This window comes from Peribacillus sp. FSL P2-0133 (assembly GCF_037975445.1).
In the GTDB taxonomy this organism is placed as follows: Bacteria; Bacillota; Bacilli; order Bacillales; family DSM-1321; genus Peribacillus; species Peribacillus simplex_E.
On record NZ_CP150254.1, the window covers coordinates 4,788,633 to 4,802,471 of the forward strand.

General features: G+C 38.2%; 12 protein-coding genes and 1 pseudogene. 4 read left to right on the top strand and 9 right to left on the bottom strand.

Annotation, left to right across the window (positions count from 1 at the left end; all coding sequences use genetic code 11):
- Nucleotides 1–68 precede the first annotated feature (68 nt).
- The 3 genes from MKY17_RS23045 to MKY17_RS23055 form a co-directional block, all read right to left on the bottom strand.
- Nucleotides 69–815, bottom strand: a complete 747-nt coding sequence (locus MKY17_RS23045; protein WP_098373451.1) for a LytTR family transcriptional regulator DNA-binding domain-containing protein — start codon at nucleotides 813–815, stop codon at nucleotides 69–71.
- Complete coding sequence (locus MKY17_RS23050) at nucleotides 787–2,604, bottom strand: sensor histidine kinase (RefSeq protein ID WP_286177226.1); 1,818 nt, start codon at nucleotides 2,602–2,604, stop codon at nucleotides 787–789. Before MKY17_RS23050 ends, MKY17_RS23045 begins: the two co-directional genes overlap by 29 nt.
- Before the next feature lie 332 nt (nucleotides 2,605–2,936).
- A complete protein-coding gene (locus MKY17_RS23055; RefSeq protein ID WP_098373450.1) occupies nucleotides 2,937–4,052 on the bottom strand; it encodes an endospore germination permease in 1,116 nt (371 codons plus the stop codon).
- A gap of 660 nt (nucleotides 4,053–4,712) precedes the next feature.
- On the opposite strand from MKY17_RS23055, the gene MKY17_RS23060 reads away from it, so the two are divergent.
- The 3 genes from MKY17_RS23060 (at nucleotide 4,713) to MKY17_RS23070 (ending at nucleotide 6,357) form a co-directional block, all read left to right on the top strand.
- Nucleotides 4,713–5,411: a LuxR C-terminal-related transcriptional regulator gene (locus MKY17_RS23060; RefSeq protein ID WP_179891193.1), complete on the top strand. Its 699-nt coding sequence runs from the start codon at nucleotides 4,713–4,715 to the stop codon at nucleotides 5,409–5,411.
- 398 nt (nucleotides 5,412–5,809) lie between these two features.
- A complete protein-coding gene (locus MKY17_RS23065; protein ID WP_098373447.1) occupies nucleotides 5,810–6,130 on the top strand; it encodes a YbjQ family protein in 321 nt (106 codons plus the stop codon).
- Nucleotides 6,130–6,357, top strand: a complete 228-nt coding sequence (locus MKY17_RS23070; RefSeq protein WP_098373446.1) for a hypothetical protein — start codon at nucleotides 6,130–6,132, stop codon at nucleotides 6,355–6,357. The genes MKY17_RS23065 and MKY17_RS23070 overlap by 1 nt, the downstream gene beginning before the upstream one ends.
- Nucleotides 6,358–6,565: 208 nt before the next feature.
- On the opposite strand, the gene MKY17_RS23075 is transcribed toward MKY17_RS23070, so the two are convergent.
- From MKY17_RS23075 to MKY17_RS23100, 6 genes are all read right to left on the bottom strand, one after another.
- Nucleotides 6,566–7,027: a carboxymuconolactone decarboxylase family protein gene (locus tag MKY17_RS23075; protein WP_339200824.1), complete on the bottom strand. Its 462-nt coding sequence runs from the start codon at nucleotides 7,025–7,027 to the stop codon at nucleotides 6,566–6,568.
- A 108-nt stretch (nucleotides 7,028–7,135) separates the two neighbouring features.
- On the bottom strand, nucleotides 7,136–8,002 hold the full coding sequence (locus tag MKY17_RS23080) for an RNA polymerase sigma-70 factor (protein WP_339200826.1): 867 nt from the start codon (nucleotides 8,000–8,002) through the stop codon (nucleotides 7,136–7,138).
- 372 nt (nucleotides 8,003–8,374) lie between these two features.
- Complete coding sequence (locus tag MKY17_RS23085; protein ID WP_339200827.1) at nucleotides 8,375–9,805, bottom strand: C4-dicarboxylate ABC transporter permease; 1,431 nt, start codon at nucleotides 9,803–9,805, stop codon at nucleotides 8,375–8,377.
- A gap of 64 nt (nucleotides 9,806–9,869) precedes the next feature.
- On the bottom strand, nucleotides 9,870–11,066 hold the full coding sequence (locus MKY17_RS23090; protein ID WP_339200828.1) for a M20 family metallopeptidase: 1,197 nt from the start codon (nucleotides 11,064–11,066) through the stop codon (nucleotides 9,870–9,872).
- Nucleotides 11,067–11,476: 410 nt separating this feature from the next.
- Nucleotides 11,477–12,181, bottom strand: coding sequence for a hypothetical protein (locus MKY17_RS23095; RefSeq protein ID WP_098373443.1), 705 nt, complete (start codon nucleotides 12,179–12,181; stop codon nucleotides 11,477–11,479).
- Nucleotides 12,182–12,963: 782 nt separating this feature from the next.
- Nucleotides 12,964–13,140 (bottom strand): hypothetical protein, encoded by a 177-nt coding sequence (locus MKY17_RS23100; protein WP_179086174.1) that lies wholly within the window; start codon nucleotides 13,138–13,140, stop codon nucleotides 12,964–12,966.
- A 500-nt stretch (nucleotides 13,141–13,640) separates the two neighbouring features.
- Here MKY17_RS23100 and MKY17_RS23105 point away from each other — a divergent pair.
- Nucleotides 13,641–13,751: pseudogene (locus MKY17_RS23105) on the top strand (site-specific integrase); the annotation flags it as partial.
- Between the last annotated feature and the right edge of the window lie 88 nt (nucleotides 13,752–13,839).

Sequence of the window (13,839 nt, forward strand, 5' to 3'; positions counted from 1 at the left end):
GTTATAATGCAGATATCGAGGGATGGACTGCATTATGAAGAAGGTAAAATGCAGAATTATGAAAATTTTTAAAAACCGATAAGCTGCCTTAGCTCCTTCACATATGTGCGGCTTACCGGAATGTTTGATCCGTCACTCATAATGAGATTATAAGTCGAGTTGAACCAAGGCTGTATTTCAGATATATGGATGACATTCACGATAAAACCGCGATGCACCCGTAAAAATGAGCGATTATCGAGCTTCCTTTCAAGCACGATGAGGGGCTCGCCGATTTTATATTCATTTTCTTCGGTTTTAATGATCGTCTTTCCTTCCACGAGTCCTATGAACAAAATATTATCCCGGTCGATCAAAACGATCCGATCATCTATCGATACAGCCAATTTACCTGTATGTTCCACCGCCGTACGGCTGGCCGGAGGTGCTGTACTGGATTCATCTTTCCCGATTTGCCGCTGCTTCATGAGCTTATCCAATGTTTGACGAATCCTTTTTTCATTAAATGGCTTTAATAGATAATCAAATGCATATAACTCGAAAGCTTGGAGGGCAAACTCATCATAAGCGGTCGCAAATATGAGCGAAGGTGCAAGGTCAAGTTCCGCCAATTGCTTAGCCAAATGCAAGCCATTGCCTTCTGCAAGCTCAATGTCCAAAAAGACAAGTTCAGGTTTAAGTCGGGAGATATCCCTCATGGCATCTTCTATCCCCTCGGCCTCTCCCACGATTTCAACTTGCCTGCTTCTCTTCAATAGATATTTCAATTCATCTCTTGCCAGTGGTTCATCCTCTACGATAAATGCTTTCATCATCGTTGACATATGCTCCTTTTTCGTTGAGTGGTATTGATATTTTCACTTGTGTTCCGTGCCCCGGTTCACTTGCGATCGAAAGGCTGGCCTGCCCTTTATAGATCCCTTCCAGCCGTTCACTGATATTATGAAGGGCCGTTCCTGTACCCTTAGTCGATTCTACAGCATGCTTACCCAATTCATCTATTCTCCCGCTTGAAATCCCTTTTCCGTTATCTTCCACAACAATGCGCATCGTATCGTCTTTAAAGTATGCGTGAATGATGATTTCACCTTTGCCTTTCACAGGTGGAAATGCATGGTGTACCGCATTCTCAACAAGTGGCTGTAATGTGAATGGAGGGATGAGAACTTCCTTAAGCCTTGGTTCGATTCGAAAGTTGATATGATATTTATCTGGAAAACGCGCCTGCTCCAGTGATAAATAAGCGTTAACATGCTCTAATTCCTTTTCCAGTGGCACAAGTATTTGTCGGGCACCTTGTAAATTAGAACGAAAGAAGGCACTGAGCTCCTGCAATAAATTTCTTGCCTTCTCGACATCCGTCCGGCATAGAACGGATATCGTATTGATTGCATTAAATAAAAAATGAGGATGGACCTGTGCCTGTAAGGCCTTAATTTCAGCATCCTTCAATAATTTCGTTTGCATTTCCGCTTTAGCGAGTTCCAATTGAGTGGAAAATAGTTTTGCCAACCCTTCAGCTAACTCTTGTTCCACTTGGCTTAATTTATCGGGATGCTTGAAATACATCTTCAAAGTCCCGACCGTTTTCTGTTGGACCTGCAACGGCAGGACCACTGCCGCCTGCAATGGGCATTGATCATGAAAACAATAAATGTCCTTTTTTGTTTTGGCCACGATGATTTTCCCTTGTTCAAGGGCTTTTTTCGTTAAGCCTGTCGCTATTCCAACCTTAGGGACATGGTGATCGGACGCAGCACCCACATGGGCAAGTACGTTATGTTCATTGGTAATAGCCACGGCATCAGCTTCAGTCAGCCCCAAGATGATTTGGGCTATTCGTTTGCATGAAGTTTGATTCAGACCTTGCCGGAAAAAGGGCAAAGTCTGATCCGCAATCAGGAACGCAAGATTGGTTTGTACAGCCCGCGTCCGTGCTTCGTCCCTCGTGATCGACTGAATGATGAGCATGAATAGTAAAGTCCCGAACCCGTTGATAATGATCATGGGCAGTCCGATTACTTGTACGAGCTCCCACGCCCTTTCAAATGGTTTGGCCGTCACCAGGATGATGCCCATTTGGATCGCTTCCAATGCCATGCAAATGGGAAGGGCAAACCAAGGAGTGATCGTCCCATGCTTTCGCCGCCTTTTCCCCAAAAAACCCGATAAAACCCCAGCCAAAATCGCAGCGATCGCACAAGCCCCCGCCGTAAAACCCCCGAGAAAATAACGGTGAAGCCCCGAAATCAAACCTACTCCCAACCCAACAAATGGTCCTCCCAGCAAACCGCCGATAGCCACGCCCATAATCCTTGTGTTGGCAATCGCGTTATCGGGAGCAATCTCAGCATGCCAATTCCCCTCTGGAATGGCATGATTCCCGATTTCGATCCCTGTATAGTTACTAATGATGCCGAACGTCCCAAAAAGTGCGATAAACATGATTTTCTTTGACATGTCATGTTCATGGCCTATCATTTGCCGAAAGGGTTTCATATAGGAAAGCAGGAATGCGGCAATTACGATGATTCCCACTTTTTCAAACAGCGACGGTAATAAATCAACCAAAGCATTCACCCCATTTCTGGCTTTTTCATTCATCTTACACCAGCCATGAAATCCTTGTCGAATTTTGTTTTTACGATTAACACGAATAATCCAAGAACATGGAACCTCCATTTAACATTTAGGATATACGCCTTCAAATAGCATAGGGAACATGAGAATGCTATGGTTGGTTCAATCCCGGTATGATCATTCAAAAAAAAAAGCCTATAAATACCAAGGCTTTTTCATAAGGAGGAAATCATTTTATCTGAGTCGTTTATATAGGAACCTGTCACCATCCTTATGTAGACAATTATCAAGTTTTTCGTCATAGAAGTTCCTGACAGATGCACGATATTAGACCAAAGGCAGTAATTGAATTTTTTTTACCATCCTTTGGTCGCCTTTGAAATGGAACGCTTTTTTTTCAATAGTCCTATCACTAACAATAACACCGGGAGCAGAAAACAAATGGTTAAGGAAAATGGCGTCCACGCTTTTGAAGTAAAGTTTCGACTATGTACTGTATTTGGATGTGTAATGATGGAGAATGCAAAAATTAAAAATGCTAATGGGAAGTGAAGAATTTTGTGATTTTTTAATCCTAGTACTTGAGCTAACCCCAGAGAGAGTCCATAATAACAAATCGTTAGCTTGAAATACACGGAAAGAATCCAAATGATGGCTACAATGACTTCAATACGTTCAAAAAAATCACCAACACTCAACACCTTTCCTAACCTATAAGAAGGATTTTTTTGCAGTGCGGTAATATCAGTACCCAATACGAGGATACTGAAAATAATCACCAAGAATAGAACGATGCCTCCTAATAATGTTCCTCGATATAAGTTTTTTTTCATTTCATCCTTTTCATTTACATAGGGCATGATCATTAAAAAGAAAACGAGCTGTACATAAGGGAGTGCTAAAGTGTGATATGAGCCATTAATAATTGGTTTCATGCCTTCTTCAAAAATAGGTTGTATATTTTCTATTTTGATATCAGAGATAAGAAGTAAAAATAACATGAAAAGCAGACATACTATCCAAGGAAAAAAGATTAATGCAGTTCTGCTGATGACTTCTAATCCTAACCGTACACCGATTATGCATGTCAATAAAAAAAGAACCATAATCATTTCGATAGGTGTTCCAACCAAAATTTGTGTCGTTGAAAAACTCCCTATTTCATACAGTAAAGCAGACGAAAGATACAAAATATAAAAAAGAAAGAGCAGTGCCGAGATTTTCCCAACCCATTTCCCCAATATTTTTTCATTAGCTTCGACATAAGTCTTAGATGGATAAATAGAGGCTAATTTATTATATAAGAAAACAAAACACAAACTGATGAGCGTAGTTATGATATAGGAAATCCAGGCATCCTGCTTTGCTAACGTGACAAGTAGAGCAGGTACATTAAGTATCGAACCTCCTATCGTAAATATGATGACCAATATTAGAAATTCTCCGGAGCTAATTTTTCCTTTCTCGAGCATAATCAGTACCCCCCCTAAGACAGAATCCGTTCCATGAAAGATGTGAAGGGATCATAAAATATTGTTATCCAGTCTAAGGGATTAGGGATGGTAATATTTTTGATTAATAAAATACTCAACGTCATGCCAACTAAAAGCAATAGAATATAAACGGAGATTTCCCTCCAGCATTTATTTTTAATAAGTTGAGGTAATTCGAAATATGAAATAACAGCTCCAGTAAACACTGTTCCAATCATTGCCCACATTGATTTTACTCCTCAGGTTATTATCTTTACTTTAACGGTCACATTCACTTCCAAATCTCGAATTGCTGTTCCCGCAGCCAGTTAGAACTATAGTAGGTAAGATGAATGCTACGGTTATGGTTTCACCTTGGATGCAAATATATCCATTTAAATAAAATAATTTGTAATGAAATAAAGGGCATGTTTTGAAAAAAGATTAATCAAAACAAGCCCTTCTTACATTTAATAGAATTGCCCTAACTGCGCTCTCGAAATTACCTTTGGGGGATCCGAAAAGGTTAGTCATACCCCGGTATCATTTCTGAAACAGCAGTCGTCATTTTTGGAACCCACCACAACCAAAAATAGTTTATTGTGAAACGAGGAGAGTAAACAAGTTATTTCATTTTAGGAACAAGTATGAGGTATGAATATGGAATTGAAAAATCAAATCATTTATATCAGTAAAAAAGTATTGAACAGTATTAAGAATTTCAAATTCAATTTTGAGACTATTTTTTTTATCTTTGATAAAGAGCTAAATGTTTTATACTCAAAGAGTAATTTTGAAAAAAAAGATTTAAGTAAATTGATTATTAATGATTCTGTTGAAAATAATGCATTTGTTTTAAGTTCATTGCAAAATACTACTGTAAAAACTAAAAATCAAATCTTCGGCAAGGATTTTAGTGTTATATCTTCCCCGATTCATGAAATTAAAAATAAAGAATTGCAAGGTTATGTAGGTATAATCACAACGGATGATAGTGAAAATTTCAAAGTGATTTCTGAAATGCTGGCCATTCAAATCTCCTACGAGTTACATGTGTATCGAGAGAAACTATTAATTGAAGAAATAATAAAAACAGACACATCATCTTTAATCACCAGGGACGATCAACATGCAGTTGAATTGCGAATCATAAAGAATATAACTCAAGGTCTCAGAGATAAAGAAATAGCTGACAATCTGCATATAAGTGTTTCTACAGTTCGTAATTATATAAATAAACTGTTTGAAGAATTGGATTTAACCTCCAGATCACAATTAATCTGCTTATACTATGAAAATAAATTGTATGACATTCTTAATGAAATAAAGATAAAAAACGACTATTTAGAGGAATTATGATAAGAAGATTCAGATTTTTTTAGTCACTAGGGTTTATATCATTGATACTCCAATTGGCTTCTTGAATCTACACACAAATAACAATTAAATCAATATTTCATCCCATTTCTTTTCTGCGAAATGGGATTTTTTATGTTTACTCGAAATATGCTAGGTGTTAAAAAGGATAAAGCATCTATTATGTTAAAATTTAAAGGAATGGTAGTATTTTTGTGCTTGATAAATAGGTAATCATTATTCAATGGAGGCAACACAATGGCTGATGATATGCCTTCTGTTTAAGGAGAATAGGGCTGCACAGCACATAGATATAAATGATATTGTGGACTGACTTTCAGTTCAGGAAATTTCAAGAGAAATTTTAAAAGAATAAAGTAAATAAGATGGAGGCGATTAATGTGTTGGTAGTTACCACAGAAAAAATTGAAGGGTACAAAATTGTAGAAGTGAAAGGACCCGCCTTTGGACTAATTGTAAGAAGCAGAGGGATTGGCGGCGATATCATGGCAGGGTTAAAATCCTTAGTAGGTGGAGAAATCAAGCAATATACAGCTATGCTTGAAGATTCAAGAAAAGAAGCTATGGACCGTATGATTAAAAATGCCAATCAAATGGGAGCAAACGCAATTGTAATGATGAGATATGATTCTGGGGAAATCGGTAAAAATATGAGTGAAATCGTTGCATATGGAACTGCCGTTATTGTGGAGGCAATATAATGAAATTCATCATAGGGTACTATATATTACAAATTGTTATAGTTATCTTATGTATTCTACTTGGATACTTTATCTATGATAAACGGTTTAAACGTAATCACGGTGTAAAAGTTCCTGATGGATTTCAATCGACAGATGAAATAAATATAGACCCTGTGAATGGAGAAAAAACAAGGGTGTATTATAATCCTGATACGGGTGAACGCTTTTATAAAAAAGAAAAATGATTATAAAAAGCCACGTTTTTGTATGAAACGTGGCTTTTTATTGTTTTTTATTTAAGCGATTTGATCTCAGTTTTTACCCATGAATGTTGATTTAACGGGATTCATCTTTTAATTCAGCATTAAGTTTTTAGCAAACTTCTGCGAAACAATAATGGACATGATGATGAAGTATCATTTGATTCGGTTTCAAGGGATTTTAATAACAAAGTTATTTTTGCATTACAGACTTATAGTGCCCGGGGATGCTTTTAGCTGAAATGGCCAATCTGTTCCAGCCGTTGATCGTGATGATGATGGTAACGAGATCGATATATTGTTTTTCATCAAAATGAAGGCGGACCCGCTCATACAGTTCATCAGGTACACCGTTTGAAGAAATGGCCGTTACCGCTTCCGTCAATTCCAGCACTGCCCTTTCCGGTTCAGAATAGAATGGTGATTCACGCCAAGCACTCAAGCAGTAGATTCTTTGTTCCGTTTCACCCATTGCCCGGGCATCCTTTGTATGCATATCCAAGCAGTACGCACAGCCATTTATTTGAGACGCGCGAATTTTAATCAATTCGATTAATTTGCTATCGATTCCCGTTGTTTTCTTGTATTCCTCCAATTCCATCATTAATTTGACCACTTCCCGATTTGTCTTCATGTAGTTAATGCGTTGTTCCATGTCTATCTCCTCCATTAAATCTTTTTGGTTCCACTTATAAGACAATATAGGGGTTTGATTTGTGACATACAAAAAAGAGAGCCCGTCATGAGCCCTCAGTCTACCCTATTAAGGAACAAGAATATGATTTAATTTATCGGGATTGGTAACAATAAAGATTTTTCGAATATTTTTTTGTTTTGAATCCAATTCAAAGCAGATGACTTTGACAGGCTTTCCTTCTTTCATTTGCAAGATTCCTTCCTGACCATTGACCATCACCGGAAGAAGTTCTCCTATGAAACCTCCTTTAGCAGTAACTCCTGTAAGAAAGGAGAATACGCGCTGTTTGTTTACAATCGGTTTTAATGCAGAAAGCACTTTTCCTCCGCCGTCAGTAACAAGGACAACATCTTCTGTAAGGATATCCAAAAACTCCTCAAAGTTTCCTGTCGTAGATGCTTTTATGAATTTTTGTGCCAAAAGATCGACATGTTTCGTATCCTCCGGATGGACTGGCAGATCATTCTGTAATTTCCGCTTAGCCCGGCTGTAGATCTTTCTGCAGTTCACTTCATTCTTTTCCAGCATTTTGGCAATATCTTCATAGCTGTAAGCGAATGCTTCTCTAAGCACGAAAACCGCTCTTTCAACAGGTGAAAGCTGTTCCAGCAAAACGAGGAAGGCATACGCAACCGTTTCATCCGTTACAACCTTATCTAAAGGCTGTCCTGTTTCGTTTACACGGGGTTCAGGCAGCCAAGGTCCTGTGTAAACCTCTCTTCTCTTACGGGCTGAATTTAAAAAGTTCAGACAGCGATTTGTCGTCATTTTCGCAAGATATGCTTTCATGTCCTTAATTTGTTCGGTATCAAGCTTAAGCTGCAGGAATAAATCATGGACGATATCTTCTGCGTCGGTAACCGTTCCAAGCATCCGGTATGCGATGGAAAAAAGAAAAGGTTGATATGTCTTATATAATGTATCCAACTCCACTTGCTTCACCTATTTTCTATCAAATTCGTTTTTTGAGTTGTATGACCCTTTCCATAACTATTCTCTAAACCAATCATTTATCCTTCTTCACCCGGTTTAAAGCAGACAATCTACAACTTAAAAAGAACAGCCAAAGAGCTGCTCCCAGACTGTAGACAAAATCGATAATTATTGACTTTGCCTACAGTGAACGTTGATTGGAACGTAGGGCACTCGCTTTCCGCGGGCGGTCATTGGGCCTGTTGTGTCTCCTTTGGACACGCTTTTCCTGCAGGAGTCCCGAACACCCGCTCCAATCAACTTTTTTTAAACTTAGAAAGAACCCCTTTTGTCTACTCAGAGCAGCCAAATAGCCATTCGTTTTTTTAACGTTTAGTATTTAATGAAATCAGCTATTAATATAAACACTGCACCTATTACTATCCAGATCAACAACAAGGGCCAGAAGAATTTCACCCATTCTTGATATTTAATTTTGGAGACTGCCAAGCTTCCCATAAGCATGGCAGAGGTAGGGAGAATGCAGTTTGATAGACCATCTCCCAACTGATACGTGAGGATTGTCGTTTGTCTCGTAACACCAATCAGGTCGGAAAGCGGTGTCAATATCGGCATGGTCGTTGCAGCCATACCCGTTCCTGAAGTAATGAACACATTCATGATGGTCTGAAATACATACATGCCTAGAACTTGGATGGAACTTGGCAAATGGCCTACTGTTGCTGCAAGTCCGTTTACAACTGTATCGATAACATGTCCTTGCTCTAACACTACGACTACACCTTTTGCCAGACCAACAATAAAAGCACCGAAAGTGATATCCCTTGCCCCCTGAACAAACTCGCTGGCAATTTTGCTTGGACCATATTTAGATAAAAAGCCAACAATAACTCCTAATGTTAAGAAGAATGCCGCTAATTCTTCCATCCACCAGCCTTTTTTGGAAACACCCCAAATAAGGAAGCTAAATCCTATCAACACGACAAAAATAGTTAAGTAATGATTGAGCTTCATGGAGGATAAAGTGGATATATCCAAATTCTCGTGCTTTTCTTCTTTTTCCAAGTCATAAACAATACCGGCATGTGGATTTTTTTTCACTTTTTTTGCATATCTAATGATATAAATGCTCGTGGCAATTAGTAAAACAACCAAAATGATTCCACGTAACCACATACCGGAAAACATCGGAACTTCTGCAATAGCTTGAGCGATTCCTACATTGAAGGGATTAAGGAGTCCAGCTGTAAAGCCGACAGCTGCGCCGAGCGTCACCATGGCTGTTCCAGTCAAAGCATCATAGCCTAATGACCTTGCGATCGCAATGCCAATGGGTACAAATGCCATGACTTCTGCTGACATTCCAATCGTGAATCCACCGATTGAAAATAGGGTTAAAAAAATGGGAATGATGACGATTCCTTGGTTCATGAAAGTCTTTCCAACCCTTGCAGCCACGGCTTCGATCGTACCTGTGGAATTAATGATTTGAAATACTCCACCGACAATAAAAATAAAGAAAACTGTATCACTAGCATCTATAAGGCCATGAACAATCGCTAAAGGAACCTCGAATATACCAATGGGGTTGTTCTCTACAGAATGATAAGAGTTTTCTACTACTACCGTATTACCCGTTTTTTTATCTTCCACTCTGTCAAACTCACCTGCGGGCACTAAATAGCTTAATGCAGCTGCAACTAGGATCATACAAATAATAATTACAAATGTGTGTGGCATTTTTATTTTGCTTTTTTTGAATGGTGGTTCATTCTTTATAGTTTCAGCACTCACTTTACTCATTTATCGTACCACCTTTTACATTATTTTCACCTAGATCCCCCGCAATACGGAATCTTCCCTATCTTCATTTACATGATTTATTAGCTTTCCACAATTCGAATTCTTCACGAATTTCTTTAAGAAGCTGAGGGTTCATACATACTTCGTATGCAGTCATCGCTAAAGCCTTTGCTGCTTTATTTAATCCAATCATTCCCCTCTCTGAAGCTGCAGCTTGTACAAACTCTGGAGTATGGGTAATTGCGTCATCCGTTATTTTGATGTACGGATGAATCGTTGCAGTTACTTGTCCAACATTACCAATATCCGATGAACCGATTCCCCCTTTAGCAGGCGGGTCACATACAACCTCCCCTAGCATCTCTAGATTATCTTTAAATAAGGCGGCTAATGCTTTATTATTATTTCGTTCAGCATATATCAGGCCTTCGGTCATCTCGATCCTGGCACCCATAGCTTCTGTAGCATGACGAGCTGCAGCATAAACTTTCTCACGAACAACATTTAACTCTTCCACAGTGCTTGCCCTCAGTAAAAACTCAGCCTCGCAATATGCAGGAACTACATTTGTTGCATCCCCGCCTTTTGTTATGATTCCATGGATTCTCACATCATCTTTAAAAAATTGACGCAAAGAATTGACGGCAACAAAAGTATTAATGACTGCATCAAGAGCACTGATTCCCTTTTCGGGAGCAGAAGATGCATGTGATGCTTTACCATAAAACTTAAAAGTAGCATCCACACATGCTAGTCCACCACGCAATACCATGGACTGTTTTTGCGGATGACACATCATGGCTACATCCACATGATCGAAAATGCCATCCTCTACCATCAAAATTTTCCCTCCGCCTTCCTCTTCCGCAGGCGTTCCCAATACAACGATTTTCCCCGGAAGGTCAGGGTGAGCATCTTTCAGTGCCAATGCCGCTCCAATGGCTGATGTTCCAATAATATTATGGCCACACCCATGGCCCAGTCCTGCCAGTGCATCATATTCAGCTAGAATGGCAATCGTTGGACCACCGTTATGCCCCTCCCATGTTGCCCTGAATGAAGTTTCTAAATTTGCAACCCCTTTTTCAATCGAGAAGCCGGCCTTCTCTAAAGGCTCTATCAACCATTTCATTGCCTGGTATTCTTGGAAACTAAGTTCTGGATGAGCATGGATGTTCAATGCAAGCTCACGTAATTGAGCATCACGGGCATCAACTGCCAATTGAATCGATTTCTTTCCTTCCGCAACATGTATTGACATAAATATACAACCTCCAAAAAAATTCAGAAAATTAAATGTTTATTTTTAAATATTACGTTCACTTCAATGATAAGTAAAATTAAGGTTTTTTTATGAAACTAAAAAAAAATTTTATAGATTGAAATAGTAACATGTATGAATATTTATAAAATTATCGAAATTTCCGAATACAAAAAGTGGGGTAGGCGTGGTCTCATTTTGAACCAGCATGGAGCTTTAACGGGATTAACTGTATGGGGATCCCCATAGTTTCAAAACAAGAATTAGTTATAATCCATGATTTTTTACTGTTTTATATGGGGTAAAGTCAGGAAAGTGCGGATTTACAACATTAAGGATAATGAAAGGTAAAAAAAGCCTAATTTCTCACTAAAATTCTGAGAAATTAGGCTAAGACTGAATTAGAGTTATCAAGGTGCTTCATACCATACGATATCATCAAACATTTTCACAACCCGCGGTATGAAGCCTTCTTCATAATCTTCCGGGTATTGAACTATCGCATAGTAAACGCGGTCGCCATGTTGAAAAACCGACACTGTACCCAATATTGAATAATTACTGCCCTTCTGACTAATGTCAAATTCGACCTCAGACCAATCAAATCGGTTAGGCGCATTATCAGATCGCTGTTCTATCTCAAAGTCGTTGCTTATCACAACTACCCTCGCAAACTCTGCCTGTTCTTCTATTGTCGCGTTCGTACCCTCACTTTTGGAAAATATCTGAACTTTGGCATCCTCATTTCTCTTGCCTGCAAAATTTGCAAAAACAATCATTGCATCTCCTTCTCCAGAACTAGCCTCTTCAACAACCATGTCATCCACGATGTAGGTTGAGAATCCCAATGCCTGACTATGATGAAGCGTGAATTGGAATGATTCTTCCATACCTTCTAATATGATCATATCCGTTTTCGTATTTGGCCGATCTTTTGTCGGATCATCGACCGATTCACCTGGAGGATCTTCATCTTGCCCGTCAGTTTGCTTAGGATTATCATTTGGCTTTTCTGAAATTGGTGGAGATTCCTTATTTCCCTCCTGGACTCCTTTACAAGCACTAAGTCCTGTTACCAAAAAAACGGTTGCCAAAATCAACAATATCTTTTTCATTGGAACCCTCTTTTCATGTGTTTTAACAAATTATTATACGGCTCCATATGTAAAAAAGTTACTCTATGCTTCTTTGCAAGTATCAGACTCTAGACTTAAAAATGATCGATACTTCACTCTTTCCGAAAAGAAAAAATATAAGAAATCGTGCATTTGGCTTTATTTTTCTTTTATGAAATTGATTCATTTACTAATTTCAAGGAAAAACTACCCTTAAGTTAATAAGTATCATTTCACAATAAGGCATTATTTAATATCTCTTTTTTCTATAACAAAGACGACGCTTTCCAGTTCAGGAAAAGGCCCGATAAAGGAACAATCAAAATATGCAAAGTTAGTTGATTTCATTTGCATTGCCCAATAAGGTAGTGAACACAATTGAGGTCTCAATTAGGGAAGATTATTTCCGGCAAGCCCGTATTAATGTCGATGGCTTACGGATGCGTGAGGCGTTAACTGTTGAAAACGATGTATTAGAACAATTTTTTGATGTTGAACATGTTTTTGTTTCCACACGACCAAAAGCTAAATTACTTATTCCTTAAGGTGTAACTGTGCAATTCAAATTTAGGGATGGAAAAGGAATCCCTTGATGCGTCATATCTTTATTCAACTAAACTACTCGATAGATAGTTTGAATAAGGAGTACTTTTTAAAACCAATTTGAATGTATGATAATGTAAAGAATCGCACGTTCAAAAGGCCGCCAATTGGCGGCCTTCATAACTTCCCTTGCCTTATATATACTAATTGAAAAATAAATGTTTATGTATCGTTTATGGTTAAGATCCAATGCTCTGTTCTACTGCAGTATCCCAACTAGGAAAATAATACAATGCATTTTTCATTAACTCCGGATCTGACTTCTTTACCTCTTTCTTTCGAGGTGGCTTCCCTTCTTTTTTTACTAATTCAGAAATTTGATTCACGACTTCTTCAACACTCATATTTACTTCCATCTTTGTTCCCTCCTTTTTGTTATTATTTATATATTTTCCCAATTGATGAAAAGTAATACAATTTTTCTTTAACTAAACAACCAGTTTAGTTTAAGAAGGGTATTTTTTTCTCTAATTTGAATGTATGATAATTGAAATGATCGTACAGACAAAAAGCCAACGAAATCGTTGGCTTTTTGTCTAAATAATTCACAAATGCTTTTCCAAGTTATCGTTAGATTCACCTTTCTAGAGGTAACAAGATTAGTAAACCAAACATAAGGAAACCGAAGCAATAATAAATACCACTGCTATGCTATACCGCTGGCCCAGTATCCCCATATTTTTTTATTTTATTATAGGGATACCGGTTATTTTCTTTAGTGCGCTCTTTATTTTAAAAATTTTTAGTAACTGAAAAGATGTAAAAAATTCATACAAATCAACGACACAAGAAATAGACTCCTTTAAGCTTTTAGGGATCTATTTTGTTTTACCTCTCATCTTATAGCCTTCAAACTGGCGTAGAACATGTCGGAAACCATACCTTGCGAAAAACGTTTGGCTATTGGTTTTACAAGGCGACCAAAGATATTGCCATGCTGCAACGGATTCTGCACCATTCTCATCCATGTAATAAGCATAGGGGGCCCTCCGCATGAGTCTCGTACCTTCCATTCCAATCAACTGGAACGTTTTTAAAAGAAAAAAACTGTAGGC